The organism is Paenibacillus sp. FSL H8-0283, from assembly GCF_045040675.1.
Classification (GTDB): domain Bacteria; phylum Bacillota; class Bacilli; order Paenibacillales; family Paenibacillaceae; genus Paenibacillus; species Paenibacillus amylolyticus.
This window is the reverse complement of record NZ_CP150295.1, coordinates 113,252-139,667: the sequence shown is the minus strand read 5'-3', so window position 1 is coordinate 139,667 and position 26,416 is coordinate 113,252. Positions and strand designations below refer to the sequence as shown.

General features: G+C 46.9%; 24 protein-coding genes and 1 other RNA gene. 3 read left to right on the top strand and 22 right to left on the bottom strand.

The window, feature by feature from the left end; genetic code table 11:
- The 14 genes from MHI52_RS00665 to rpoE form a co-directional block, all read right to left on the bottom strand.
- Complete coding sequence (locus tag MHI52_RS00665; RefSeq protein WP_051447031.1) at positions 1-228, bottom strand: DUF2508 family protein; 228 nt, start codon at positions 226-228, stop codon at positions 1-3.
- A 233-nt stretch (positions 229-461) separates the two neighbouring features.
- Positions 462-1,061 (bottom strand): recombination mediator RecR, encoded by a 600-nt coding sequence (gene recR, locus MHI52_RS00660; protein WP_036607246.1) that lies wholly within the window; start codon positions 1,059-1,061, stop codon positions 462-464.
- Between the two features lie 36 nt (positions 1,062-1,097).
- Entirely contained in the window at positions 1,098-1,409 is a 312-nt protein-coding gene (locus MHI52_RS00655; RefSeq protein ID WP_036607248.1) for a YbaB/EbfC family nucleoid-associated protein, read from the bottom strand.
- Between the two features lie 41 nt (positions 1,410-1,450).
- Positions 1,451-3,196 carry a DNA polymerase III subunit gamma/tau gene (dnaX, locus tag MHI52_RS00650; RefSeq protein ID WP_405158259.1) on the bottom strand — a complete coding sequence of 582 codons (1,746 nt, stop codon included), beginning with the start codon at positions 3,194-3,196 and terminating at the stop codon, positions 1,451-1,453.
- Between the two features lie 174 nt (positions 3,197-3,370).
- Positions 3,371-3,638, bottom strand: an RNA gene (ffs, locus tag MHI52_RS00645) — signal recognition particle sRNA large type.
- A gap of 147 nt (positions 3,639-3,785) precedes the next feature.
- Positions 3,786-3,983, bottom strand: a complete 198-nt coding sequence (gene rpmE, locus MHI52_RS00640) for a 50S ribosomal protein L31 (protein WP_036607255.1) — start codon at positions 3,981-3,983, stop codon at positions 3,786-3,788.
- Between the two features lie 102 nt (positions 3,984-4,085).
- Positions 4,086-5,360 carry a radical SAM protein gene (locus MHI52_RS00635; protein ID WP_036607256.1) on the bottom strand — a complete coding sequence of 425 codons (1,275 nt, stop codon included), beginning with the start codon at positions 5,358-5,360 and terminating at the stop codon, positions 4,086-4,088.
- A 96-nt stretch (positions 5,361-5,456) separates the two neighbouring features.
- Positions 5,457-6,782, bottom strand: a complete 1,326-nt coding sequence (gene rho, locus MHI52_RS00630; RefSeq protein WP_036607258.1) for a transcription termination factor Rho — start codon at positions 6,780-6,782, stop codon at positions 5,457-5,459.
- A 465-nt stretch (positions 6,783-7,247) separates the two neighbouring features.
- Positions 7,248-8,501 carry a UDP-N-acetylglucosamine 1-carboxyvinyltransferase gene (locus MHI52_RS00625; RefSeq protein WP_036607261.1) on the bottom strand — a complete coding sequence of 418 codons (1,254 nt, stop codon included), beginning with the start codon at positions 8,499-8,501 and terminating at the stop codon, positions 7,248-7,250.
- 147 nt (positions 8,502-8,648) lie between these two features.
- Positions 8,649-9,503 carry a class II fructose-1,6-bisphosphate aldolase gene (fba, locus tag MHI52_RS00620; RefSeq protein ID WP_036607263.1) on the bottom strand — a complete coding sequence of 285 codons (855 nt, stop codon included), beginning with the start codon at positions 9,501-9,503 and terminating at the stop codon, positions 8,649-8,651.
- Between the two features lie 260 nt (positions 9,504-9,763).
- On the bottom strand, positions 9,764-10,150 hold the full coding sequence (locus MHI52_RS00615) for a response regulator (protein WP_017691292.1): 387 nt from the start codon (positions 10,148-10,150) through the stop codon (positions 9,764-9,766).
- A gap of 225 nt (positions 10,151-10,375) precedes the next feature.
- A complete protein-coding gene (locus MHI52_RS00610) occupies positions 10,376-11,980 on the bottom strand; it encodes a CTP synthase (RefSeq protein WP_405158258.1) in 1,605 nt (534 codons plus the stop codon).
- A gap of 80 nt (positions 11,981-12,060) precedes the next feature.
- Positions 12,061-12,339, bottom strand: a complete 279-nt coding sequence (locus tag MHI52_RS00605) for a hypothetical protein (protein ID WP_143781163.1) — start codon at positions 12,337-12,339, stop codon at positions 12,061-12,063.
- A gap of 93 nt (positions 12,340-12,432) precedes the next feature.
- Positions 12,433-13,002, bottom strand: coding sequence for a DNA-directed RNA polymerase subunit delta (gene rpoE / locus MHI52_RS00600; RefSeq protein ID WP_047841137.1), 570 nt, complete (start codon positions 13,000-13,002; stop codon positions 12,433-12,435).
- A 462-nt stretch (positions 13,003-13,464) separates the two neighbouring features.
- On the opposite strand from rpoE, the gene MHI52_RS00595 reads away from it, so the two are divergent.
- Positions 13,465-14,619 (top strand): S8 family peptidase, encoded by a 1,155-nt coding sequence (locus tag MHI52_RS00595; protein ID WP_036607270.1) that lies wholly within the window; start codon positions 13,465-13,467, stop codon positions 14,617-14,619.
- A 288-nt stretch (positions 14,620-14,907) separates the two neighbouring features.
- Here the strand turns inward: MHI52_RS00595 and argS are convergent, their stop codons facing one another.
- The 5 genes from argS to MHI52_RS00570 all read right to left on the bottom strand — a co-directional run bounded on the left by argS (position 14,908) and on the right by MHI52_RS00570 (position 20,432).
- Positions 14,908-16,587 carry an arginine--tRNA ligase gene (gene argS / locus MHI52_RS00590; protein WP_036667693.1) on the bottom strand — a complete coding sequence of 560 codons (1,680 nt, stop codon included), beginning with the start codon at positions 16,585-16,587 and terminating at the stop codon, positions 14,908-14,910.
- Entirely contained in the window at positions 16,584-17,009 is a 426-nt protein-coding gene (locus MHI52_RS00585; protein WP_017691299.1) for a DUF1934 domain-containing protein, read from the bottom strand. The genes argS and MHI52_RS00585 overlap by 4 nt, the downstream gene beginning before the upstream one ends.
- A 265-nt stretch (positions 17,010-17,274) precedes the next feature.
- The gene (locus MHI52_RS00580; protein ID WP_036667692.1) at positions 17,275-17,541 is read right to left on the bottom strand and encodes a DUF6171 family protein; all 267 of its coding nucleotides are present in this window, start codon (positions 17,539-17,541) and stop codon (positions 17,275-17,277) included.
- Positions 17,542-17,544: 3 nt separating this feature from the next.
- Positions 17,545-19,026 (bottom strand): alpha-N-arabinofuranosidase, encoded by a 1,482-nt coding sequence (locus tag MHI52_RS00575; protein ID WP_282319745.1) that lies wholly within the window; start codon positions 19,024-19,026, stop codon positions 17,545-17,547.
- A gap of 218 nt (positions 19,027-19,244) precedes the next feature.
- Positions 19,245-20,432 (bottom strand): WD40/YVTN/BNR-like repeat-containing protein, encoded by a 1,188-nt coding sequence (locus MHI52_RS00570; RefSeq protein WP_405158257.1) that lies wholly within the window; start codon positions 20,430-20,432, stop codon positions 19,245-19,247.
- A gap of 628 nt (positions 20,433-21,060) precedes the next feature.
- Between MHI52_RS00570 and MHI52_RS00565 the strand changes: the two genes are divergently transcribed.
- Complete coding sequence (locus MHI52_RS00565) at positions 21,061-21,192, top strand: hypothetical protein (RefSeq protein WP_017691304.1); 132 nt, start codon at positions 21,061-21,063, stop codon at positions 21,190-21,192.
- 308 nt (positions 21,193-21,500) lie between these two features.
- Here the strand turns inward: MHI52_RS00565 and speB are convergent, their stop codons facing one another.
- Together speB and speE are read right to left on the bottom strand one after the other, a co-directional pair.
- Positions 21,501-22,370 (bottom strand): agmatinase, encoded by an 870-nt coding sequence (speB, locus tag MHI52_RS00560; protein ID WP_036607280.1) that lies wholly within the window; start codon positions 22,368-22,370, stop codon positions 21,501-21,503.
- Positions 22,371-22,385: 15 nt separating this feature from the next.
- Positions 22,386-23,213, bottom strand: coding sequence for a polyamine aminopropyltransferase (speE, locus tag MHI52_RS00555; protein ID WP_282319746.1), 828 nt, complete (start codon positions 23,211-23,213; stop codon positions 22,386-22,388).
- 413 nt (positions 23,214-23,626) lie between these two features.
- On the opposite strand from speE, the gene MHI52_RS00550 reads away from it, so the two are divergent.
- Positions 23,627-25,705, top strand: a complete 2,079-nt coding sequence (locus MHI52_RS00550; protein WP_101315111.1) for a transglycosylase domain-containing protein — start codon at positions 23,627-23,629, stop codon at positions 25,703-25,705.
- 198 nt (positions 25,706-25,903) lie between these two features.
- On the opposite strand, the gene MHI52_RS00545 is transcribed toward MHI52_RS00550, so the two are convergent.
- Positions 25,904-26,407 carry a YwhD family protein gene (locus MHI52_RS00545; RefSeq protein WP_017691308.1) on the bottom strand — a complete coding sequence of 168 codons (504 nt, stop codon included), beginning with the start codon at positions 26,405-26,407 and terminating at the stop codon, positions 25,904-25,906.
- Positions 26,408-26,416 lie beyond the last annotated feature (9 nt).

Below are 26,416 nucleotides of genomic sequence, written 5' to 3'. Positions count from 1 at the left end.
CTACATACTAACCCCTCGCTGTGATGTAACATCATCATTAGCTCTGGCTCGCTTTGCTCTTCTCAAGTGGATCTGGTACTTCCGCTCAGCTGCCTCCAATACATAAATAGCATAATCAATCTCATCCTGTCCCTGTGCATCTTCAAACTGTCTCATAGCCCGTTCCCATTCCTGCTTAGCCATTTGAATATCTGCATAGATCTGATCCGCCTCAAGTTCCTTCAACATTCTGTTGTGTTTCTCTACCGAGTTCCGTGTATTTCGCCACAAAAACATAATCTCTCCCCCTCCTGATCAGCACAGCATATTCTCATACTTATCAGGGAAAGGACAAACTTAGAACTCGAGCATTCATTTTCTTCACAAAAAAAAGAGAGCCCTAAGGCTCTCTTTGCATATCGAAACTTATTTGGCATCCGAAGTTTCCAAGGAAGTCCGCTGCGTAATACAAATTGATCACACTAACGCATCTCCCTGCGCCCTTCCAACGCTTTGGAAAGGGTCACTTCATCCGCATACTCTAGATCGCCACCTACAGGCAATCCATGCGCAATCCGGGTCACACTGATCTCAAACGGACGCACCAACCGGGAGATGTACATCGCTGTAGCCTCACCCTCAATATTGGGGTTCGTTGCCAATATGATCTCTTTTATACGTTCATCACTTAATCGAACCAGGAGTTCCTTCAAACGAATATCGTCTGGGCCAATTCCCTCCATAGGTGAAATCGCGCCCTGTAACACATGATAGTACCCATCGAATTCCTTGGTGCGCTCCATGGCCACCAGATCTTTCGAATCCTGAACTACACAGATTACAGAGACATCCCTGGACTTATCCTGACAGATGCGACACGGGTCCGTATCAGTGATATTACAACATACAGAACAGTAATGAAGATTACGCTTCACACTTACGAGCGCTTTGGCAAAATCGATAACGTCATCTTCCTTCATGTTAAGCACATGAAAAGCTAAACGCGCTGCCGTCTTGGGACCCACACCCGGCAACCGGGTGAAGGCATCAATCAGCTTGGCTATTGGTTCGGGATAATACAATCGATTGTGTCTCCTTTGACAGGATCAATTTTTTAATTAAAATAATCCCGGAATATTCATGCCGCCTGTGAACTTGCCCATATCCTTGTTGGCAATCTCATCGGCTTTGGCCATTGCATCATTAACAGCTGTCATAACGAGATCCTGCAACATTTCAACATCTTCCGGATCTACCGCTTCAGGTTTGATCGTGATAGCAAGCAATTTCTTGTGTCCGTTAACTTCAGCCGTCACTACACCGCCACCAGATGTACCTTGGACTGTTTTGTCCGCCAGTTCCTCTTGTGCTTTCAGCATTTGCTCCTGCATTTTCTTCACTTGTTTCATCATTTGGTTCATGTTGTTCATAATTGTTCATCTCCTTTGTTATGGTTATCGCGCTATGCGCATTATTCTTTGATCACTACAAGATCCTCACCAAAGAGCTGGATCGCTTCATCAATCCAAGGCTGTTTGTTGCCTGAACCGCCGTCTTCATGCTCAGGTTCAAGCTTAAAGTCCTCCTTTGGCGCTTCAGAAGCTCCCTCCATTGCCCCGGTCCAATCTTTGAGCATCATCGTCACCAATCGTGCCGGACGCCCAAGTTGTTCGGACAACACCCGCTCAATGACTTCACGGTTAGCCTGCTTCTCCGTCGTTTCACGGTGAATGTTGTTTTTAAAAGCAACCAACACATTGTCTTCAAGCAATGATACCGGCTCACCATCCACAAACCAGGCGTGAACGGTAACCCTCTCTTCCTTCACTCGTTGCAGGATCTGGCTCCATTTTTTGCTGATATCTGCGAACTCAGGAGCTCCCTTGCGTGCAACATACTGATCCAACTGTGCAGGAAGCTTCGCAGGCGAATTGCCTCTCGATACCGGCGCTCTTGTTGCCGGGCGAGATGGAGCACTCGATGAACCTTCTCCACCAGACAAACCACTTTTCAGTGCACGATCCAACTTCTTCTCCAACTCAGCAAGCTGCTGCTTCAAGCGGTTGATCTCTCCCCCATCAGCAGGTGCTGCATGAGCTGAAGATCCCACCTGAACAGAAGCCTCACCTTGAGCTGGAATACTACACAGTTTAAGCAATGCAACTTCAAATAATGTCTGTGGTTGTACTGCATATTTCATTTCACTCTGGTACCGATTAAGGGTGTCAATCATGTGGAATAGTTGTTCCCTGGTGAATGACTCCGCCATATCACGGAAAGACTCCGGATTAAGTACCCGGTCCGTCAGTTTATCTGCATCAGGTACCATCTTAATCATAAGCAAATCACGGAAATAATACAGTAAATTCTCCATGCACTTGTCTGCACTCTTTCCTTCATGCATGAAACCTTCAATCATCTGCAAAATATGACCAACATCACCCTTGAGCAGCGAAGCAGCCAATTTGGCAAATTGCTCTGAAGCAATTCCACCCGTCATGTCCATGACCTGCTGGTACGTTACTCGTCCATCCGTAAATGAAGAGATCTGATCCAGCACACTAAGTGCATCCCTCATTCCACCGTCCGATAACCGGGCAATGTATTGGAGCGCATCCTGGTCAGCTTCCATGCCTTCCTGTTCACAGATCAGTGTAAGTCTTGCTGTCTGCTCTTCCAGGGATACCCGGCGAAAATCAAATCGCTGACAGCGCGATATAATGGTAGCCGGAAGGCGGTGCGGTTCCGTTGTTGCCAAAATAAACATCACATGTGGTGGTGGCTCTTCCAATGTTTTGAGCAAAGCATTGAATGCCTCCGTTGTCAGCATGTGCACTTCATCAATAATATAGACTTTCTGCCGGACTTCGGTTGGCGCATATTTAACCTTTTCCCGAAGATCACGGATTTCTTCAACGCCCCGATTGGATGCAGCATCAATCTCTTGCACATCCATCACAGCGCCAGTCGTAATTCTGCGGCAAGCTTCACACTCGTTACAAGGTTCAGGCGCAGGCCCACGTTCGCAGTTCACAGCTTTGGCCAAAATCTTGGCGGCACTTGTCTTTCCCGTTCCTCTGGGCCCGCTAAATAAGTAGGCATGGGAAGTCCGCTGTTCACGAATCGCGTTCTGCAAGGTCTGAATAATATGCTGTTGCCCCACCATATCTTGAAACGACTGGGGACGCCAAGCCCGGTATAACGCGATATGCTCCATGATGCGTTACCTTCCTTCCACTTCGCATTCGAGTCCTTTGTCGTTCCCCTATTATACTATATTCTAGGGTGAATCCAAACTTTATCTGACTCATTCATGCGTGGTTTATTAAGACATATCAAAAAGACCTCTGCATACATACAACTGCAAAGGTCTCTACATTTAAAAGGTAAGCCGTGCACCTGCTATCGATATTTGCGATCCAAGTGGCACCCCTGAACAATAGCTCGGGCTAGGCAACCCTCCGGCACAAGAGTGATCTCACTTATGGCTGCTTCCTTCCGGACCTGACCAGGTTCATGAGTACTCATTGCGGAGGACCCAACCGTCAACACCACGTTTAGGGACCAAACCTCACATCGGCAAAACCTCTAGCAGGAATTCAACCTCGCTATAGCGGATTGCGAGTTACAGGGCACCGCTACCTCCCCATCTAGCACGGTAAGAAATAGTATAACGTAAGGTTATCCAAATTGCAACCAGAGGAACGTGAATGCGACTTTGCTTACATATAACATATAAAAAACCCCTGCCAGATCAGCAGGGGTGTGTTGGATGCAATTAGCAGACAACTCCAAGAATTGTCCAATTAGATTCCGTATTTCTTTTTGAAACGATCAACACGGCCGCCAGCATCGATAAACTTCTGTTTACCTGTGAAGAACGGGTGGCACGCGGAGCAAATCTCTACACGAAGTCCGTCTTTAACCGAACCTGTCTCAAAAGTATTCCCGCAAGCGCAAGATACTTGACCAATCGTGTAATTAGGATGAATTGCTTCTTTCATTACCTTTCACCTCTTTCCGCCCTGAGCCTCAAGCGGACCCAGAGTAAATGGCACAACCCTGAGATTATAACACGACCTTGCGCCTGTTGCAATCCATTATTGTTAAGAGGTAATCAACCGTTTTGGACGTGCCATTCCAGCGGGTGGAACATGAGTATACGATCCAATCACAACACCAGGCAACTCGTCTTCAAAGATCTCAATCATCTGCTTCATGCCCAAGATATCACCTTGAGCAGGAGGAATTAATTCCAGATAGCTCTCTGGATCAATATTGAGATTACGCATCTGAATCAAGCGTAGATCGGTTCTTCTTGCAAACTCAATCATCGCCTCAATCTCTTCTTCACGATCTGTTACGCCTGGGAAGATCAGATAGTTAATGGACGTGTATACACCCTGCTGCGCTGCGTATTTCATCGACTTCTCAACATTGGCTAAGGTATAACCACGTGGTTTATAGTAAGCGTTATAATGGTCATCCAGTGCACTAATTGTACTTACGCGCATCAGATCCAATCCAGCATCTACAATACCTCTAATGTGATCATTCAGACCGGCATTGGTATTAATGTTGATATACCCCATGTCCGTTACGGAACGCACTTCGCGAATCGCTTCAATAATCAGCTTGGCCTGCGTGGAAGGCTCCCCTTCACAACCTTGTCCAAAGCTAATGATGGACTCCGGCGTCTTCAGGTGTTCCAGCATAACCTCCACAATCTCATCCACACGTGGTCGGAAGTTCATACGTGTCTGCGGGGAAACAAAGCCGCTATCATCCGGTTGCTCGGAGATACACCCGAAACAGCCCGCATTGCAAGAATAGGATACCGGCACTCCACCTTCCCAACGATTCAGGAACGTGTTTGATGAAGTTAGACATTCATATCCAAGCGCACAGTTGGATAGATGGGTGTAAAGACGGTTCTCGGGGTATTGCTCCGTCAATCGTTTGACCCCGGAACGCACATCGTCACGATCACAGTTGAGTGGATTCCATTTTTCAGGACTATCCGACTTCGAAGCGGTGACATAGAAACCGCCATCTTTCCAAACTACTGCGGAATAGCCGAATAACGGCAATTTATACTCTTTATCCGTCTTCACATAACCAGGGAGACACAAACGAGTGAATCCCTGTGGAAGCAACGCACCTACAGCCTGTGTGTCTGATGGCATTGGCAGCATCTCACCGGTGTCCGGGTCCATACCAATGGGCCGGGTACTCGGGAGTCCAACCAACGTTGCACCTTCTGGCAGAGGAATCAACTCATCCTCCATAATCTCAACGATCATATCTCCACTGCGGGCAAGCCCGTACAGGGAAGGATGATCAAATACATTACCTTTTTCATCTGCGTATACTAAATACATGATGTTCTCCTCACATCTAATGGGTTAAACCTAACGACGAGTGTATTGTAAAATTCACAGCAACGCTGTAAAAGTATGTTATTGGTCGAACGACACTTAAGTCGATGTACCTGACGTTGCTGTCTGTCTAGGTGAGCGACGGGTTGTTGTTGTACCCGAATTGCTTGTCGGGCTATTACCAGCCGAATCAAATGCGGCCAAAAACTCTGCATTTGTCTTACTGTTACGAAGTTTTTTCAGGAATCCTTCAACAAAGTCATGGGAATCATTCATGTTTTTACGAATTGCCCAGATTGTATCCAACTCTTCCTTGCTCAGCAACACTTCTTCACGACGTGTACCCGAACGACGAATGTCGATCGCCGGGAATATGCGGCGCTCTGCCAGACGACGGTCCAGATGGAGCTCCATGTTACCTGTACCCTTAAACTCTTCATAAATGACGTCATCCATACGTGATCCCGTATCAATTAATGCCGTTGCCAGGATCGTCAAGCTTCCGCCTTCCTCCACATTCCGGGCAGAACCGAAGAAACGCTTCGGACGATGGAACGCAGCTGGATCAATACCACCACTAAGTGTACGACCGGATGGTGGAATAACCAGGTTATATGCACGGGCGAGACGCGTAATGCTATCCAGCAGGATAACAACATCTTTTTTGGCCTCAACCAGACGAAGCGCACGCTCAAGCACCAATTCCGCCACCTTGATATGATTCTCAGGCAGTTCATCAAATGTCGAAGCCACAACTTCCCCTTTTACCGAACGCGACATATCCGTTACTTCCTCTGGACGTTCATCAATCAACAGGACAAACAGTTCAATTTCAGGATTGTTAGTTGAGATGCTGTTGGCAATTTCTTTGAGGAGAAGCGTTTTACCCGCTTTGGGAGGTGCTACGATCAATCCGCGCTGTCCCAATCCTACCGGGGCGAGCACATCCATAATTCGTGTGGACAAATGGTTGGGGGATGTTTCGAGAACCAGTTTTTTCTGCGGATACAGTGGGGTTAGTGCCGGGAAGTGAAGTCGCTCTGCAGCCGCCGATGGATTCTCACCATTTACAGCGTTGACTTGCAACAAACCGAAGTATCTCTCGTTTTCCTTAGGCGTTCTACACTTACCTGATACGAGGTCACCTGTTCTTAGATCAAACTTGCGAATCTGAGAAGCTGAGATGTAGATGTCTTCCGTACTTGGCAAGTAGTTGATCGGCCGAAGAAATCCGTAACCTTCAGGTAGAATCTCGAGTACGCCTTGCATGAACATCAGGCCACTCTGTTCAGCTTGTGCACGCAGTATAGCAAAGATTAATTCTTTCTTTTTTAACGTACCATAGTACGGTATCTGATATTTTTTGGCCAGTTTGTAGAGGTCCGTTAGTTTCATTTCTTCCAAATCGGAAATTTGTAGATCCATATAATAACCACCTATTCAATTAATAAGTCCGTGTGAAATGGATAGTTTCGCTAGATGTTCCGGCTATAGAGAGCGGCGTCTGCCACAATCCCTTCTGTCCATTGTACGGAATGTAACCGTTATAATGCAAATACTTGTCTTTGAGTGTAAGTTTCCGGGTGGGATGGCCAACATTCGGCAATATCCGCTATTGAGTGAACGCTGCATTGAGGCGATCAATCCGGGTAGACCGGCTATGGAGCGCAGTTCAAACAAAACCGGGGGTTGGGGATGAGAAATGATGTTCTTAAAGCCATATGAAGTTTATTTCAAAAAAAGATCCTCCGGTAAAGGAAACAGAAACATTTCGTCTTATGCCGGAGAGACTGAGAACTCTATTAAAACAGGTTTACCTAATCATCAAAAAGATATGCAGTTCAGTTAAAATAAACATGTGTAGGACTGAATCATGCATAATGCTTCCTATTAATCAGTTTCCCGCCATACATCTGCACCGAGCAGGCGCAGATTAGTCACCAGATGATCATAACCGCGGTCGATATATTCGACCCCCGTTACTTCAGTCACACCTTCACTGACGGTGAGACCTGCAATCACCAGCGCTGCTCCAGCGCGAAGATCGGATGCTTTTACTTTAGCCGCGTTTAATGCACTGCCTTCAATAATCGCTGACCGTCCTTCTACTCGAATCTTTGCACCCATCCGCACTAACTCAGGCACATGCTTGAATCGATTACTGTATACAAAGTCGCTCAGGACGCTCACACCAGTTGCCTGTGTCAAAACACTGGTCATTGGTGACTGTAGATCCGTTGGGAAACCAGGATATACAAGTGCCTTCACGTCCACATGGTTATAGCTTGGTTTACCAATGACACGTATACTTTCATCCAATTCCTCAATGCCAACACCCATTTCTAGCAGCTTTGCCGTTAAAGCTTCCAGATGTTTGGGAATCACATTGTCAATCAGAACATCTCCGCGCGTCGCCGCTGCAGCGATCATATACGTACCTGCTTGGATACGGTCCGGAATAATGGAATGACGGCAGCCTTTAAGCTCCGAGACCCCTTCAATACGGATCGTTTCGGTACCTGCACCCTTGATGCTGGCACCCATGGAATTCAGAAGTGTTGCTACATCTATAATCTCAGGCTCTTTAGCCGCGTTTTCGATAATTGTAGAGCCTTTGGCACGAGTAGCCGCCAGCATGATATTAATGGTTGCGCCGACACTGCTTACATCAAGATAGATTTTTGCTCCGCGCAGCTCTTTGGCATGCAAATGAATGGAGCCATGTTCGTTTGTTACGGTTGCGCCAAGCGCTTCAAACCCTTTGATATGTTGATCAATTGGACGAGGCTCAAAATTACAGCCCCCTGGTAAACCTATGGTCGCTTCTTTGAAACGCCCTAGCAATGCACCCATCATATAATACGAAGCACGAAGCTTCTTCACGGGACCATTCGGCATAGGAATGGATTTGATGTCAGAAGGGTCAATCTTCATCTGACTGCCTTCCCAAGTCACATGTGCTCCGAGTTCCTCCAAAATTTCTGCATAAACCGCCACGTCACTCAAAAGCGGCAGGTTGTCCAACACGACTTCTGACTCGGCAAGCAATGCTGCAGGAATAAGCGCAATGGCGCTGTTCTTGGCGCCGCTTATAGTTACAGTTCCCTGTAACGGACGTCCGCCACTAATCATCAATTTTTCCATAAAGCTTAATGTCCCCCTACGTGTTTTGCAGCCGATGAACGGCAATACGTGCTGTTGGCTTCCGATGTAGAAATAAGGTGTGAAAATGGAAAGACACCGGCTAGGCGGTGTTTTTCCATTTCACAGTATGGAACTGGTAAAGATAAATTACGCTTTGTTGTTAGAACCAAACTCGCGGATTTTACCTTTAACGGTTTCTTTAATTGCTTCACGGCCTGGTACGATGAATGTACGTGGATCGTAAGCGTCTGGTTTAGCTGCAAGCACTTCACGAACCACTCTTGCAAAAGCAATTTGGTTCTCTGTGTTTACGTTGATTTTGGACGTACCCAGGGAAATGGCTTTGTCGATGTCGTGTTTAGGAATACCTGTACCACCGTGCAATACGAGTGGAACTTGTACCGCGTCACGAACTTCTTCCATTTCTTTGAAGCCCAGGTTAGGCTCGCCATGGTAAGGACCGTGTACGGAACCAAGAGCTGGTGCCAATGTATCGATACCTGTTTCTTTAACGATACGGATACACTCGTTCAAGTCAGCGTACATGATACCGCCGATAACGTCGTCTTCTTGTCCGCCTACAGTACCTACTTCAGCTTCTACAGAAACGCCTTTAGCGTGTGCATATTCAACAACTTTTTTAGTCATTTCGATGTTCTCATCGATAGAGTGGTGGGAACCGTCGATCATTACGGATGTGAATCCAGCGTCGATCGCTTCTTTACACTTGTCGAAGCTTGAACCGTGGTCCAGGTGAATTGCAACTGGAACAGTGATTTTCATGTCGTGAATGAGTCCTTCTACCATTTTAACTACAGTGTAGAAGCCACCAATGTGACGTGCTGCGCCTTCGGATACACCCAAGATTACTGGGGATTTCTCTTCTTCAGCAGCACCAAGAATCGCTTGAGTCCACTCAAGGTTATTGATGTTGTATTGACCAACTGCATATTTTCCTTCAAGTGCTTTGTTCAACATGTCTGTCATAGATACTAATGGCATGGTTTCAATCCTCCTAGGGGTTTGGGTTGTGTCTATGGTTTTTAGCCGAAATCACATACGGGCTTATTATACCACATCCCATGTCAAATACTAAACAAGCATTTGCAAAAATGCTGTGCTTTGCAGCACAGTTTTCATAGACACCGCTTTATAACTTCCCCATTTCCAATATTCCCCGGATAAAGGAGTGAAATACCTCATTTTCCCACCAAGTACCTTGTATGTTCTCCACACGCAAAAAAATCCTGTATCAACAGGATTCAGCTGCATTTATTGGCGGTACCGTTGCGAAGTTGCATATTCACAGCCACTCGCATCTCGTCGATATCAAACGGTTTCGTAAAGTGCATGAGCGCTCCGAGATCCGTGGCTTCCTTAATCATGTCCAGTTCACCATAAGCGGTCATCATGATCACCTTGATACCCGGATCAATTTCTTTAATATGCTTCAGGATTTCCAGACCGTCCATCCCAGGAATCTTCATATCGAGCAATACCAGGTCAGGCTTGTCATTATTCACAATCTCCAGAGCAACCTTGCCGTTGGGTGCTTGAAACGTGTTATACCCCTCACTGCTGAACACTTCCATTAACAGGATTCGAATACCATTCTGGTCATCAACAATCAAAACTTTTTTATCTTCCACTCTGTAACCTCCTAGAATTAGGAAAGCATGCACACCTTCGAATCTGGATAACTATCCCATAGTCGTCATGATAAGTATTCTACCTCTTCCATTAAAATCCTGCTACCTTCACAAAATGACAAAAAGCATTTTCACCCACTTTTTACGAAAAAAAAGGATGTTCCGGCATCCGCTATGGTTGCCAGGAACATCCCCAATATCTATTACGTTAACACAAAAAATTTATTACTTCTGCGCATTCTCCAGAGAAGCTTTTACAAAATCACGGAACAATGGTTGCGGACGGTTCGGACGGGAAGTGAATTCCGGATGGAACTGTACCGCCAGGAACCATGGGTGTCCTGGAAGTTCCACGATCTCAACCAGACGTCCATCCGGGGATGTACCCGAGATAACCAGTCCTGCTTTTTCGATCGTTTCACGGTATTCATTGTTGAACTCATACCGGTGACGGTGTCTCTCATACACCAGCTCGTCATCATAACAAGCCATCGCCAAAGAACCTTCCTGAAGCTTACAAGGATACAGACCCAGACGCATCGTGCCACCCAGATTCTCGATATCTTTTTGCTCAGGCAACAGGTCAATCACAGGGAATTCCGTAGCCGGATTAATTTCGGAACTGTTCGCACCATTCAAGCCAACGATGGAACGTGCATACTCAATAACGGAAACCTGCATACCCAGGCAAATACCGAAGAACGGAATTTGTTTCTCACGAGCATAACCGATTGCCGACACTTTACCTTCAATACCACGATCTCCGAATCCACCAGGAACAAGGATACCCCCAATACCATGTAACAAGTCGCCTACATTCTCATCCGTAATATCTTCAGAAGGAACCCAGCGAATTTTCACATCAGCATTGGATGCAAATCCTGCATGAGACAACGACTCAACAACACTCAGGTATGCATCATGCAACGCTACATATTTACCAACAATAGCGATCTCAACTGTATGCTCCAACTTGTTGATCCGGTCAACCAGCCCTTCCCACTCGCTCATATCCGGTGCAGGAGTAGTCAGTTTCAGGTGATTTACCACGATCTCATCCAAGCCTTCTTCACGCAGGTTCAAAGGTACTTGATACAACGTGTCTGCGTCACGACATTCAACCACGGCATTTTCATCAATGTCGCAGAAGAGAGCGATCTTGGCTTTCATGTCTTTAGATAATTCATACTCCGTACGGCATACAATCACATTCGGTTGAATACCGATGCTGCGTAATTCCTTAACACTATGTTGCGTTGGTTTTGTTTTCACTTCACCAGCTGCTTTGATATAAGGAATAAGTGTTACGTGGATGTACATCACATTGTCGCGACCTACATCACTCTTGATCTGACGGATAGCTTCCAGGAAAGGCAAACTCTCAATGTCGCCCACTGTTCCACCAATTTCCGTAATAACCACATCCGAACCCGCTTCACGTCCAGCGCGGAATACACGCTCTTTGATCTCGTTCGTAATGTGTGGAATAACTTGTACCGTTCCGCCCAGATATTCCCCGCGCCGCTCTTTGCTGATGACGGAAGAGTATACTTTACCAGTCGTGACGTTGCTGTTTTTGGAGAGATTGATATCAATAAAACGTTCATAGTGGCCAAGGTCCAGATCCGTTTCCGCGCCATCATCCGTTACAAAAACCTCGCCGTGCTGATAAGGACTCATTGTTCCCGGGTCGATGTTAATATATGGATCAAATTTCTGGATCGTTACCTTAAGCCCTCTGTTTTTCAGCAATCTGCCCAGAGAAGCAGCCGTAATCCCTTTGCCCAGGGAGGACACAACTCCGCCCGTCACGAAAATATACTTTGTCACTGTTATTACCCTCCTAATATAAGTACAGAAATTCAGGCGATATATGGTGTTATCGTAACCTGTTTCCCAGGTAATCATCGTTAAAAAGAGCAATGGCAGAAATTCCCTGCATCTGCGAACTGCTCTTTCTGCGAAGTCGGTTTAAATACACGTTGTTCTACAGCAAAAAATGGTGCAAATATTCCGATGGCCTTCATTCCATTTGGTGTTTTTGATATACAAAAACGGGCCACGAAATGTTGGCCGGGAGCATACGGAAAAAAATCATTTTGCAAAATTATGCCTCTAAAAATACAAAAAAAAGTACTCCCGCAGGACGGGGCACCTTCTATAAAAAACATAAATATATTGTCGCTCATTCATAAGCCCATGCAATAGTTTACCCGTTACCCCGTCTGCTGTCAAGGCTGACTATTCCGGGGAAACGGGTAAATTATAGACGTCAAAAATGACTACCGATTATCAGAATCGTCGTCAAATTCATCCTCGTTTTCGGACTCTTCTTCGTCTTCTTCGAGGTCTTCATCTTCCAGATCGTCATCTTCAACCAGCACTTCTTCTTCGCTGTCTTCTTCGTCAAAGATGTCGTCTTCTTCTTCCTCTTCTTCGTCTTCTTCTTCGTCTTTATCCGTGCTGTCAAAGCCTTCATCGCTGCTATAGCTGTCTTCTTCTTCACCGAAGTCTTCATCTTCCAGATCATCGTCTTCATCGTTGATGATACGCGGACGCTTCGCACCCGTCATGGAATCTTCTGTTCCAGCTACCGGATACCAGCGCTTTAAGCCCCACAGACTTGTACCGACGCAAGCAAAACGGCCATCGATATTAATCTCGGTATATAGCTGGGCGATAAACTCGTTGATTTCTTCATCAGTCATTCCGCGCTGCTTCGCTACCTCATTCATTAAGTCACGATAGTAATACGGCGTATTAGCCGCTTTCAGCACCATAAAGGCAAGGTCCACCAAAGGGATCTCTTTTACCTTTTCTTTATCAATTTTCAAATTGAGCGAGGTACTCACTGCAGACACTTCCTCTCACACAAAATTCACTTTTTAACCCCTACGAACTGGACTGTTACGTATAACATATCCATTAACAAACCTAAGTAAAACCTATTTAGCGTTAAAAAGCAAGTTTTTATGTACGGATGTGACGCAAATGCGGAGAGCAGCAACAATATGTCCACATATTAAACGTGAAGTGACATCAACCCCACAGGAATATCCTCTTTTGCCAAAGAGACAACTCCATAATAAAAAAGACGGAGTCCCCTCCGCCTTCTGACTGTATACCCTTGGAGGATTACTCCTCACCAGGTTCCCCGCAAGAGCCCTCTAGCTCTCCATCCATCATATGTCCCTGCGCCCGTTTTGACACGAAGAGAATGTGTTTTTGTAAAAAAAGGGCAAGTTCCCCATGCGGCGGGATGAGCGCATTCATAGAATACCTCAGCATGTTCATCCCGAAGGGGGCTGCCCATTATGGACTATACTGGTTTATTGCATCAATTGATTGACGGAATGCGACGCCCTGAACCAGAACAGGGTGGGCGATATTTGATCCGATTTGCCAAACCGCAGCAGTACGAGGCCTGTCTTGTGGAATTGTCCCGAATGCGGAATGAATTCACCGACCTTGGGGCTGTCCGTTCCTCGCGACTGGCTCGTTCCATTATCGCTCCAGTCCAACGCCCGGAGGACCTATACCGCTATGGGGATGAAATTACGATTGAAGAAGACGTTCCCATCTCCCTTCATGCCACTGCACTCCACAGCAAACCAAGCAATGCTCAAGGCATACCCTGGGGAGTGAAGCAGATTCGGGCGCCCAAAGTATGGTCTGTGTCTACCGGACACCGGATTAAAATCGGTGTGATTGATACAGGTGCTGATTATCATCATCCTGATCTTCGTTATTCACTGGCACGTGGAATCAATCTGTTAAACCGCAGCCTGCTTCCTCATGATGATAACGGACATGGCACCCACATTGCAGGGACCATCGCCGCAGCCAACAGTACCGCAGGCATGATTGGTGTAGCTCCACGCTCCCTGATCTATCCGGTGAAAGCATTTGACCACAACGGATCGGCTTATGTATCCGACATTGTACTTGGCATCGACTGGTGTGTACGCAACAAGGTCGATATCATCAATATGAGCTTTGGCATGAAAACACGTAGCAAGGCGCTTCTTGACGTTGTCAACCGTGCGTACCATGCCGGAATCGTTATTGTTGCTTCGTCAGGAAATGACGGCAAACGCCGCAGTATTGATTACCCTGCACGGTATCCCCAGACCATCTCTGTTGGGGCAACCGACAAAAACAGACGTATTGCGTCCTTCAGCAATCGTGGCGCATATGTGGATGTCTATGCACCCGGTGATAAAATCGTCTCCTCTTGGGTACAAGGCAAACATCACGAGATGAGCGGCACATCCATGGCGACGTCCCATGTGAGTGGCGCTATCGCCTTGCTGCTCTCCAAACATCCGGGGTTATCCCCTAGTGAAATCAAGACACTCGTCAAACGTGCTACGATCCCTTTGCGTGCTCGCAAGACTACCACAGCAAAGAGCAAGGTGCGTGGTGGTGAGATTGATGCCCTGAAGCTAATGCAGGAGGGCGGGGAGTGAGCCAGCTCTGTCAGCCGTCAGCCGAACTTGATTGAGGCTTCGTGGCGAAACGCAGTAGCCCGGACCAGGCAGTACGCACGAGGGAGTATTACGTAGCGGCTGAAACTCTAGGTTACGCCCACTGTGATGTCAGAGCAGGCTAGTGTGCCTTGGATGGGTCAGGCATTTCGTTTTCTTCAACTCCGGGTACACAATAAAAAAAGTCTCCATGTACCACGTTGCAGTTGCAACGTGGACTTGGAGACTTTTTTGTTAGGCAGAGCGGCGGATGTGCCGCTAGCCTGGAATTTACATTTTGTCAGGAGCGGTTACGCCTACCAGACGAAGCGCTGTTGCGATAACGGTACGTACAGCACCGATCAGTGCCAGACGTGCTTGAGTTTGCTGCGTGTCTTCCGTAATGACACGTTCTGCACGGTAGTAGCTGTGGAACAGGGATGCCAACTCGTATACATAACGGATGATACGATGAGGCGCATATCCTGTTGCTGCTGCCGAGATTTCCTCAGGCAACTCTCCCATTTTGCGGAGAAGGTCATACTCGTGCTCTGTTGTCAGCTTGGACAGGTCAATCTGTGCCAGTGGCAACAGTTCAATACCTTGTTCTTCAGCCTGACGGTATACGCTACATACACGGGCATGCGCGTATTGTACGTAGAATACCGGATTCTCATTGGATGTCGAAATCGCAAGGTCCATGTCAAAGTCCAGATGGGAGTCCATGCTGCGCATTGTGAAGAAGTAACGGATGGCATCAATGCCGACTTCATCCATCAGATCTTCCATCGTTACAGCTTTACCTGTACGCTTGGACATCTTCACTTTTTCACCGTTCTGGAACAAGCTCACCATCTGTGCAATCAAGACCACCAGTTTCTCAGGGTCATTACCCAGTGCTTGCATCGCGGCTTTCATCCGTGGAATATATCCATGGTGATCGGCACCCCAGATGTTGATCATCGTGTCGTATCCACGAGCATATTTGTCGCGGTGATAAGCAATATCTGGCGTCAGGTAAGTATACGTGCCATCGTTCTTGATCAATACACGTTCTTTGTCGTCACCGTACTGCATCGTTTTCAACCAAGTTGCTCCATCTTGCTCATAGATCTCATTACGGTCACGCAATTCATCAAGCACTCGCAGCACTTCTCCGTTATCGTACAGGGAAGTTTCGCTGAACCAGATGTCAAAGTTAACACGGAAGCGATTCAAGTCACGTTTGATCTTGTCCAGTTCCTTCTCCAGACCAAAGTCACGGAAATAAGCCGCACGGTCACCCGGATGCATGGACAGCAATTCGTCACCCTTTTCAGCAACAAGCTGCTTGGCGAATCCTTTAATATCTTCACCGTGATAACCGTCTTCAGGCATCTCAGCATCCTGACCCAGCTCTTGCAGATAACGAGCTTCAATGGAACGAGCCAGATTAAACACCTGATTACCTGCGTCATTAATATAGTATTCACGGGTTACATCATATCCTGCGTAGTCAAGGATGTTACATAGTGCATCACCTACAGCTGCTCCACGGGCATGACCCAGATGCAGGCTGCCTGTCGGGTTGGCACTGACAAACTCCATCTCGACTTTGCGTCCTTCTCCGATGTTAATTCTTCCGTAATCTTTACCCTGCTCCTGCACAAGCGCAAGTACTGGATAAAGGTAACTCTTGTCCAATTTGAAGTTAATGAATCCTGGGCCCGCAATCTCAGCCTTCTCGATTCCTGCTTCAGCCAGATTCAGATTGGCAATGATCTCTTCAGCAATCTGACGAGGATTGCGCTTGGCAATCTTGGTCAGCTGCATGGCAGCATTGGTCGCCAAGTCTCCGTGTGTCTTCTCACGCGGCACTTCCAATGTGATGGCTGGCAATTCGTCCTGCGTAACAATTCCGGCCGTCACAATGGCGTTGCCGATGGCCGTACTTACCCGTTCGTTAATCGTATCTAGTGGATTACGTGTCATGAAATTGGTTCCTCCTGTATATGCAAACTAATCGCGAAATGTCCAGATTCTTCATCAAAGCGGTAAAAGTCGTAGCTCCACGCTGCGCGTGCGCTCAATCCCTGAATGGAAAGTTCCAGCTTCTGTGTATGCGTGGACAGGGCAAACGACATGTATGGTGATCGGTAGAAACCAGGAAGCTTCCGATTCAACTCAAAAGTCTGCTCCGATTCCACCTCACCATGACGTATAATCTTGATGGATTGTCCGCCCAGCTTCAATGTTGTACGGGTTGTACCTCCCTCAGGTCCAACCTGCGGTTCTTCATAACGAACATAAAGAACAGACCCTTTTAACACGGCTTCACCCTGCATTTCCTGCAGCACATCTTCACCTTCATAACGGCTGTGCAGCCGGATGTGTACCGGTCGCATGTTCGACATGAATGTTAACCTCCATTATATTCGAGGCGACGCAAAATCAGGCACGGCTGGTGAGAACAGCCCTTCCCGTATTGTTGTGTCGCTATACGCGCTCATATTCCCGGATAGCTCGCTATCCTACACTCTACTGTATAACTATATCCAGTTCCCTCGCTCAATTCAAATCCAAATTCAGAGTTTTTTCCTCATCAAGCCAAAAAAGAAGAGCCGCACCTGTAAAGTGCAACTCCCTTTTGCTTCATTATAATAAGATTCGTTCCTCCGATCAGGCCCATTGGGATTCATAAGGAAAAGGACATGTCGACTCACTCAGCTTCGCTCGCACCTGTACGAGACAACCACAATGCCGACAAGTTGTGCCATATTGCAATCCCGGACAAGCAGAGCAGATGGATAGCCGACGTTCATATTCCTCATCCTGTACCGTCGGACGCGAACGTGAGGCAATCTCCACAAGTCTGGCCATTTTGGCATCGCTAATCTTCACATCGTACTGATCATTACAGCCTTTGCAAGGTTCCTGCCTTTTCATGCATTAACCCTCGACAGCGAGCACCCCAACCGATGCTGGTGGAAGGACAAAACGCAGTGTGTTATTCTCCAGTGTGATTCCATCCCACGCTACAGGCTGAACATGATTCGGCTGTTCAAAGGTATTGAATGCACCAAAATCAGTATGGTGCATAATCTGCCCGGTTACTTTAGCCGCTTGAGTTGCGTCCAGCTGACACACAACTTCCAACTCATCCGTGTGACTCAGATTACAAGCTGTCACATGAATGACCCCATCCTTGTTGCGGGAAGCTGATAAGCTGAGCTGCGGAATGGTCTCTTCTCCGAATGTGTATCCTGGGCTTTCATAATTCAAATCCAGTCGCTGTGCATCCATATGGACCTGATACATATCAAATACATGGTACGTAGGGGTCAGGAGCATTTTGTCCCCTTCCGTGAGCACAAGCGATTGAAGCACATTGACGATCTGCGCAAGATTTGCCATGTGTACCCGTTTATTATGTTGGTTGAAAATATTCAGGTTAACACCTGCAAGCACAGCGTCCCGCATCGTATTCTGTTGATACAGGAACCCTGGATTGGTTCCCGGCTCAACGTTATACCACGTGCCCCATTCATCCACAATAATGCCGACTCTGCCCTCTGGATCATATTTGTCCATAATCTCGGAGTGCTTCACCAGTAATTCATCCATATGGAGCGTCTTTTTCAAGGTAGTGAACCATTCAGCCTCGCCAAATCCTGTAGCTGCGCCTTTATCATTCCACTCTCCTGTAGGGATGGTGTAATAATGAAGACTGATTCCATCCATAAAGCGAGCAGCCTCCCGCATCAGGACTTCCATCCATTCATAGTTGCCTTCGTTGGGTCCACAAGCGATTTTATAAATCTCGTTCCCGGAATAGTTACGTACATATGTAGCATACCGACGATATTCATCCGCATAATATTCAGGACGCATATTGCCGCCGCATCCCCAGTTCTCATTTCCCACGCCAAAATACTTCATTTTCCACGGTTCTTCCCTACCGTTACTCTTACGCCAGTTCGCCATCGGCGATTCGCCGTCAAACGTGATGTACTCCACCCATTCCTGCATCTCCTGCACTGTACCGCTACCCAGGTTGCCACTGATATATGGCTCCGTGCCGAGCAACTCACATAATCTCAAGAATTCATGTGTACCAAAGTGATTGTTCTCTTCCACACCGCCCCAGTGTGTATTGATCATACGAGCACGCTTACTCTTCGGACCCACACCATCTTTCCAGTGATATTCATCGGCAAAACAACCGCCTGGCCAGCGAAGTACTGGAATATTAAGCTTCTGCAAGGCCGTCAATACATCATTTCGAATCCCATCCGTATTCGGAAGAGGTGAATCTTCTCCTACCCACAAACCCTCATAAATACAACGTCCCAAGTGTTCGGAAAAATGACCATATATATTGCGATTTATTAATCCTTGATCCGAATCTGCCTTTAAAATAACATTAACCATGATTTCAACCTCCATATAATGTATTGTTATCGCTTACAATAACTCGTTTTAGAGTAGGTTTCAACCGTTTTTATTTCTACACAAACAAGCCTCTTCCTGTGTAATTGATTAGGAAGAGGCTTGTTTGTTATAGAAATTCATACAGAGACTTACCAAATTGATTTTTATACATTTCTAATTTGGATTTGCCCGTTTATTATTTCAGAATAACAGGCTACTTAATCCTGCTCTGAAGGCAACAACATTTTTTGTGTCCACGTCGTTCCACCATCTATAGTCTGATAGATCGCAGGAGAGTTATCACTTGTGACTACGAGCCAACCCGTCTTGGCCGATGGGAACGAGATACGGGAACTGTATCCCGGATCTTTCAGGTCAATATTTTTCCACGTGGAACCTGTATCATAAGAACGTCCAATACCCACTTTGCCAGCTGCGGGTGAACCTGCAGACAGATACGCCGTCTGATTACCAATCAACGCTATGTTGCCGGGATGACCACCCGGGTTGGCTGGTCCATTTCCTTTGCCCGTACTGTTTGTACCCGGTGCAGGACCTCCCCCTGCTGTGGATTGCGCAAATACTTGGGTCCAGTTCTTGCCTTGATTACCGCTCGCATAGAGGGAGTACGATTGTTGGGACATGCCTGCATCACCATACAAAAGGGCCCATACTTGTTGGCCATGTGCATACAGATCCGCTCCGCTCCATGTGTCTGAGACAACTCGAAGAGAGGTTGTCCAGTTCTTGCCGCCATCACTCGTTTGCTTCAGATGATATCCCGATCCAGGTACAACCACGACGGCATACCCTTGTTTCTCTGTTGCAAAGGCAGCTACACGCGTGTTGGCAGGTGTATTCATTTTATTCCAGGTTACCCCGCCATCCTTCGTCTGATATGCACCATTATAGGTGTAACCATAACCTACATCTTTATTGCGAAAATCAATTCGCTTGAATTGAATGCCCGGCGTATCGAGCCGCGTCCAGTGCGATCCCCCATCATGGGTACGGATCAGATAGGTTGCAGGTGAATCCTTCACTCGCGCCAGCGCATATCCGTTCACATTATTCGGAAAATCAAGCTGTGTGAATTGCCACTGCCCGGTATATATGGACTGCCACGTACATCCTGCATTCGAGGTACCGATCAGGAAGCCCTCACCCCCAGCTCGTCCAGTCGTATCATTAAGAAAATCAATGTCCGTAAATTGCAGGTGTTGCTCTTCCACACCACTACCTTTTTTCAGTGTAGCAGATAGTCCATGATCTCCCTTTCCACATGCCTGTGAGGATGCAGCGTTAGCACCTGATAGCGTATGTACCGGACCCATCCCCCAAGCCAGCGTTAACGATAATGCGAGTGCACCAATCCGTTTCCATGTCATTGTACTCTTGGTTGTCATCGTAACACCTCCTTCTATGGTTTTACCCAAATTTGATGGTTCTAACGTAACAAACTGATTAACCCCGATGACAATTTCGCAAGAAAAAAACCACCTTTACCCATGATTGGATCATGTAGGCAAGGGTGGTTCATCACCAAACATTGTGTACTCTAAATTAAATGGGAAATGTCCTGATAGTAAGGATAACAAAACTGATACTTAATAAAAGGCATAAACTAAAATATATTTTGTTGTATTTATATTCCCGAATACTATATGCAGCAAAAAGCATAGCCAGATCAGCCACCATCAACGTAAAGTTGAGAAATATCGTCACTGCTAATACAAAATTGATGACAAACACTATAAAAACTGCAGTCAGCCACTTGGGATACATACTCAATTGAGTCCGAATCACACGCATTCACATCCACCTTGCCCTTCCTCTATTTCCATATTATACACAAATATTAAGATAGAGTCATACCAAGGCACGATATCTGCGTAAGAGGAGAGTCCATACTAACACATGAAATAAATGGTAGAGGCAAGGGAACATACGTGCTATAATTAATGTTATGGACTTTTGAATATCGGTGGATGTTTTCCAGACCACGGCGCAGCTTCCCGAAAGGGGGTGACGTCGATGGTCAAACTTGTGGCGTTACTTGATGTAATCCGATGGATTGCTGCGATCCTCAGTATTGTACTGAGTGGGCGAAAGCTTTACCGTTGGTTGCGCAAAAAGTTTCGTAGCAAGCGAAAACCCACCTCATAAGGTCGGAAGCCTGACGGTGGGTTTTGCTTGAATAGCATTATTTAGTTCATGCGCGCCGTGGCAATCCACAGCCTTTCGGGTCCTAAGAGTCTTTACCGTTGGTAGCGGTAAAGGCTCTTTTTAGTATATGACCGAACCCGATCACCATATACTTCACGAATGTAATATATCAATTAATATACTACTGAATACTTATGTAGTCAGTATAGCACAGCTCTGTACAAAAGTTAACAATACAAAACGCCCTCCCCTGCGCAAAGTTGAACCCGCGCAGACAGAGAGCGTTATACTTATCGATTATTCTGTGATTATTTCACGAATCCAAGAAGCATTTCACGGATCAGCTTCGCAGCTACAATCTGTGTCTGTTGTGTTGGATCATAGATTGGTGCAACTTCAACCAAGTCACAACCAACTACATTTACATCAGATCCTGCGATCATATGAATGGCTTCCAGCAGTTCCTTGGACGTAATGCCACCCGCTTCTGCTGTACCTGTTCCTGGTGCTGCTGACGGATCAAGCACATCGATGTCGATGGTCACATACACCGGACGGTTGCCCATCTTCGGAAGAGCTTCCTTCATCGGAGCTGCCACTTCAAATGGATAGAAGTTGATGTTCTCGCGACCATACTGGAACTCCTCACGGGAACCGGAACGGATACCGAACTGATAGATATTTTTGCCACCCATCAACTCAGCTGCTTTACGTACTGGTGTGGAGTGGGACAATGGCTCGCCTTCATAGTTTTCACGAAGGTCAGCGTGTGCATCAATATGAATCAGGATAAGATCCGGGTATTTCTTGTACATCTGTTGGATGACTGGCCAAGTAACCAGATGCTCGCCACCGAGACCAACTGGGAATTTGTCGTCAGCGAGCAGACTGCCGATGTATTCATGAATTACCTCAAGACTGCGTCCAGCGTTACCAAAAGGCAAGAGCAGGTCTCCAGCGTCAAAGTATGTCATGTCTACAATGCTTTTGTCGAGATATGGGCTGTACTCTTCAAGTCCAACCGATGCTTGACGGATATGAGATGGGCCGAAACGGGAACCCGGACGGAAGCTGACGGTGTAGTCCATCGGCATGCCATAGATAACCGCTTTGGAGTTCTCATAATCCTCAGAGCTGCAAATAAATACGTTTCCTGAATAAGCTTGATCCAGTTTCATTAATGATTTCCCCTTTTATTTCGTTAAATCTTCCACGAATTTAGGAAGTACAAATGCTGCTTTGTGCAGACGCGGAGAGTAATACTTGGTATCCAACTCCGGGATTTGAGTCTCATCCACTTCGAGCGGGTCATGTTTCTTGCTACCCATGGTGAATGTCCACAAACCACTTGGATAGGTTGGAATATTACAGCCGTACACATGTACGATCGGGAAGATTTCTTTGACGTCTTTGTTCACCTTCTGGATCAGATCCGCCTTGAACCAAGGGTTGTCCGTTTGGGCAACGAAGATTCCGTCTTCTTTGAGTGCTTCGTAGATGCCTTGGTAGAAACCACGCTCAAACAATGGAGCAGCCGGGCCTACAGGCTCCGTGGAGTCTACGATAATCACATCGTATTCATTTTTATGTTCAATAATATGCATGTAGCCGTCGTTTACAAGCACTTCAACATTAGGCTCGTCCAACTTGCCGGCAATTTCAGGCAAATATTTTTTAGAGTATTCAATGACTTTACCGTCGATTTCGACGAGAACTGCTTTTTCTACAGCAACATGCTTGATGACTTCACGAATGACTCCGCCATCGCCGCCACCGACAACCAGAACTTTTTTCGGATTTGGGTGTGTGTTCAGCGCAGGATGTGCCGCCATTTCGTGATATACGAATTCGTCTTTTACTGTAGTCATCACCATGCCATCAAGAAGCAACATGTTACCGAATTCCTCGGTCTCTACCATGGCCAAATCTTGAAAATCCGTTTTCTCTGTAACATAGGTCTGCTTAATCTTCGCGGTGATCCCGAATACCGGGGTCTGTTTCTCCGTAAACCACAATTCCATAATCTCTACCTTCTTTCCGTAAAGTTAATGATCAGCCATACCCGACCAAGCGCTGTGCACTATAATCGGTTCGCCCAAGCACGTCCAGCGTTCGGCGCCATATCGTGTTATGATTGCTGGCCTGCGGGAAAGGTCCGCGGTTCACTTCATTTATATAGATTAAATTGACCAGAGCGTGCAGAGCGTCTGACTAATCAATGAATCAATGACCATTCGTCTGTTCGTCCTTACGCGCTTTAGTATCTTGTGCCGAATCTTACCTTTTCATTACCCTTTTGCATTATACGCGATTGACGTTTATACTGCAAAACGGTTTTTAAGGCGAAAATGCTACATTTTGTTTGCTTATGCACCCGATTGAATATCCCTGCCAATCAAGTCCCATACTGGAAGAAAAGAGAGGAGCCCGTTCCATGACCAAGCCAAATCAAAAGACCCGCAAACGCGGGTTCCGTGTACGTAAATTGTTTAAAAACCTGTCTCTGCTCGCCGTGCTCGCCATACTTGCTACCGCTGCAGGATTGGTCTATCTATACGCAACCAGCCTTCCCCTAGCAGACTCTGATCGGAATTCCAGATTACTGGACAGTCAGGGTGAAGTCATCGCTACCTTCTCCGCAGGTGGCAAAGACTCTGTACCCGTTCAACTGGAGGATATCGCTCCAGATTTGGTCCATGCCACTCTGGCTGTAGAGGACCGCAAATTCTATAATCACTACGGGTTCGACGTGCAAGGGATGGGACGGGCTGTGCTCGTTAACCTCGAACATATGCAGATGTCGCAAGGTGCAAGTACATTGACTCAACAGCTTGCGCGTAACCTGTATCTATCTCATGAGAAAACATGGACTCGCAAAGCCAAGGAAGCCATGTACACGGCGCAATTGGAGATGAAATACAGCAAGGATGAAATTTTGCAGATGTATCTGAACGAAATCTATTATGGGCATGGTGCGTACGGAATCGAAGCGGCTTCACGAATGTATTTTGGCAAATCAGCGAAACAGCTGGATCTTGCAGAGAGTGCCATGCTGGCAGGAATCCCGAAAGGACCTACCTACTATTCACCCTATAACCATATGAAGAATGCCAAAGACCGACAGAAGATTGTGCTGAATGCCATGGCTGATATCGGCAAGATCACCCAGGCCGAAGCGGATAAGGCCTATGAGAAAATGCTTTCGTTCAAACCGGAGAGCGAGCGTAAAACGGTGGAAAGCGCCCCGTATTTCCGTGACTATATCCGGAATCTGGCCATCAAAGAGTTGGGAATCAGCGAAGCGATGCTGGATCATGGGGGATTGAATATCTACACCACCCTGGATCTGCGTGTACAAAAAGCAGCGGAAGACGCCATAGCGAAGGGTATGGATGCCAAAAGTGAGCTGGAGACGGCCCTCGTGTCCATCGACCCTCGTACGGGCTACATCAAAGCCATGGTAGGCGGCAAGAATTACCGTACCAATCAGATTAACCATGTTCTAGCGACAACGCGCCAGCCAGGTTCGGCGTTTAAACCGATTATGTATCTGGCAGCCCTGGAATCCAAGCAACTCACCAGTGCATCCATATTTAACAGTGAACCTACCCTTTTTCACTATGACAATGACCGCAAAACCTATAAACCCGGCAACTTTGGAGACAAGTATCTGGGTGAGATTGATCTAAGACAGGCGATCGCCGCTTCAGACAATATTTATGCGGTGAACACCATTATGCAGATCGGTCCTGAGGAGGTTGTGAGTATGGCAAAAAACCTTGGCATTACAAGCAACCTGAGCGCCGTACCTTCTCTTGCACTGGGAACGTCACCTGTCAGCCCGCTGGAGATGGCATCGGCCTTTTCCGTCATTGCTGCTGGTGGACAACGGACGCCACCTGTAGCCATTCTACAAGTGACAGATGCCGCAGGACGTGTGCTCTATGAATCGCCTCAGACGAAGGCTGAGACCGTTGTGGAACCTGCGGCAGCTTATGTACTGACTCGTTTAATGGAAAGTGTCTTCGAAAATGGAGGAACGGGCAACCGGGTGTCTAAGGCGATCAAACGCCCGGTTGCGGGAAAAACGGGAACAACCAACACGGATGCCTGGCTCGTTGGATTCACACCGGAGCTCTCCACCGCGGTATGGGTTGGGTACGACCAAGGCAAAGCCATCTCCACTTCGGATGGCCGCCGGGCAGCGCCGATCTTTGCCCAGTTCACAGAACAGGCCCTTGCGAGCGTACCACCCAAAATCTTCACCGTGCCTGATCATGTCGTAAGTGTCTATATTGATCCGGAATCCGGCAAGCTGGCAGGCAACGGTTGTGAAGAGAAACGATTGGAAGTTTTTATTGATGGTACTGAACCGACAGAGGTATGTCATGGTACGACGGATGATTCGGATTCTGGAGAAGATGAGAAGACTCGTCAGGTACAGAATCAACAAGGCATACAGGAAGAGAAACATTCTTGGTGGGGAGATTTCAAACGTTGGTGGGTAGAATGACGTAAATGGGCGATGACTTAGTTGCGTCACCTATAACCCCTGGTTATATTGAACAATTGGAAATTCACTTTGGATGAAAACTCATAATTATTCAGATCGATGAATACGATTAAAGCACAAGCAAAAGACCCCCAACCGAACTTTCCGGTCAAGGGGCCTTTTGCCTTTTTTCTTTTAGACTGTGTTGAAAGATCTGCCTTAGGCGAGTGCTTCCTTCAATACATCTGGAGAAGCATTCCACCAGTCTTCGTTGTGTGAGATCAACAGTGTCTTAAGTGCAGCTCGAGCTTCGGGTCCAAGCTCATCCAGCATGAAGCGACGCTTCAAGGCATAATCCATGCGATTCACATGTTCGGCCAGCAGTTTCCATCCACGTCTTGCTTCCGTATCAATCCACATCTCACATGCCGTTGCTCCACCATACAGTTGGCCTTCCTCCGTGCGGTCGACAGCTACCCACACCAGCCATACCTGGCGTCCGTTGGGCACATCCTCACGATTAGTAGAGAACTTGATATTGCGTTCCACTTTGCTCTTCGCATGCATCGCACCGATATCGATTTTGGCTTCGCCATTATCAATAATGACCGGGGAAAGGTTATTCAGCTCAATGGAGCCTGCACCGAAGCCTTTATGCTTGCTTTTTGCACTAACGATATTCAAGGCAATCTGTTTTTTGCCGTTTTGCTCGTTTTGGTCCATGTTTATAAC

Excerpts from the sequence above, each read along its gene's own strand:
- speE (WP_282319746.1), bottom strand. The coding sequence starts at position 23,213 with ATGGAATTGTGGTTTACGGAGAAACAGACCCCGGTATTCGGGATCACC.
- MHI52_RS00585 (WP_017691299.1), bottom strand. The coding sequence starts at position 17,009 with ATGTCGAACATGCGACCGGTACACATCCGGCTGCACAGCCGTTATGAA.
- rpmE (WP_036607255.1), bottom strand. The coding sequence starts at position 3,983 with ATGAAAGAAGCAATTCATCCTAATTACACGATTGGTCAAGTATCTTGC.
- MHI52_RS00625 (WP_036607261.1), bottom strand. The coding sequence starts at position 8,501 with ATGGAAAAATTGATGATTAGTGGCGGACGTCCGTTACAGGGAACTGTA.
- MHI52_RS00665 (WP_051447031.1), bottom strand. The coding sequence starts at position 228 with ATGTTGAAGGAACTTGAGGCGGATCAGATCTATGCAGATATTCAAATG.
- MHI52_RS00565 (WP_017691304.1), top strand. The coding sequence starts at position 21,061 with ATGGTCAAACTTGTGGCGTTACTTGATGTAATCCGATGGATTGCTGCG.
- MHI52_RS00605 (WP_143781163.1), bottom strand. The coding sequence starts at position 12,339 with ATGAGCGACAATATATTTATGTTTTTTATAGAAGGTGCCCCGTCCTGC.
- MHI52_RS00580 (WP_036667692.1), bottom strand. The coding sequence starts at position 17,541 with ATGAAAAGGCAGGAACCTTGCAAAGGCTGTAATGATCAGTACGATGTG.
- dnaX (WP_405158259.1), bottom strand. The coding sequence starts at position 3,196 with ATGGAGCATATCGCGTTATACCGGGCTTGGCGTCCCCAGTCGTTTCAA.
- speB (WP_036607280.1), bottom strand. The coding sequence starts at position 22,370 with ATGAAACTGGATCAAGCTTATTCAGGAAACGTATTTATTTGCAGCTCT.
- MHI52_RS00545 (WP_017691308.1), bottom strand. The coding sequence starts at position 26,407 with ATGGACCAAAACGAGCAAAACGGCAAAAAACAGATTGCCTTGAATATC.
- MHI52_RS00550 (WP_101315111.1), top strand. The coding sequence starts at position 23,627 with ATGACCAAGCCAAATCAAAAGACCCGCAAACGCGGGTTCCGTGTACGT.
- argS (WP_036667693.1), bottom strand. The coding sequence starts at position 16,587 with ATGACACGTAATCCACTAGATACGATTAACGAACGGGTAAGTACGGCC.
- rho (WP_036607258.1), bottom strand. The coding sequence starts at position 6,782 with ATGGATCTACAAATTTCCGATTTGGAAGAAATGAAACTAACGGACCTC.
- MHI52_RS00595 (WP_036607270.1), top strand. The coding sequence starts at position 13,465 with ATGGACTATACTGGTTTATTGCATCAATTGATTGACGGAATGCGACGC.
- MHI52_RS00655 (WP_036607248.1), bottom strand. The coding sequence starts at position 1,409 with ATGAACAACATGAACCAAATGATGAAACAAGTGAAGAAAATGCAGGAG.
- MHI52_RS00575 (WP_282319745.1), bottom strand. The coding sequence starts at position 19,026 with ATGGTTAATGTTATTTTAAAGGCAGATTCGGATCAAGGATTAATAAAT.
- MHI52_RS00635 (WP_036607256.1), bottom strand. The coding sequence starts at position 5,360 with ATGTATTTAGTATACGCAGATGAAAAAGGTAATGTATTTGATCATCCT.
- fba (WP_036607263.1), bottom strand. The coding sequence starts at position 9,503 with ATGCCATTAGTATCTATGACAGACATGTTGAACAAAGCACTTGAAGGA.
- MHI52_RS00570 (WP_405158257.1), bottom strand. The coding sequence starts at position 20,432 with ATGACAACCAAGAGTACAATGACATGGAAACGGATTGGTGCACTCGCA.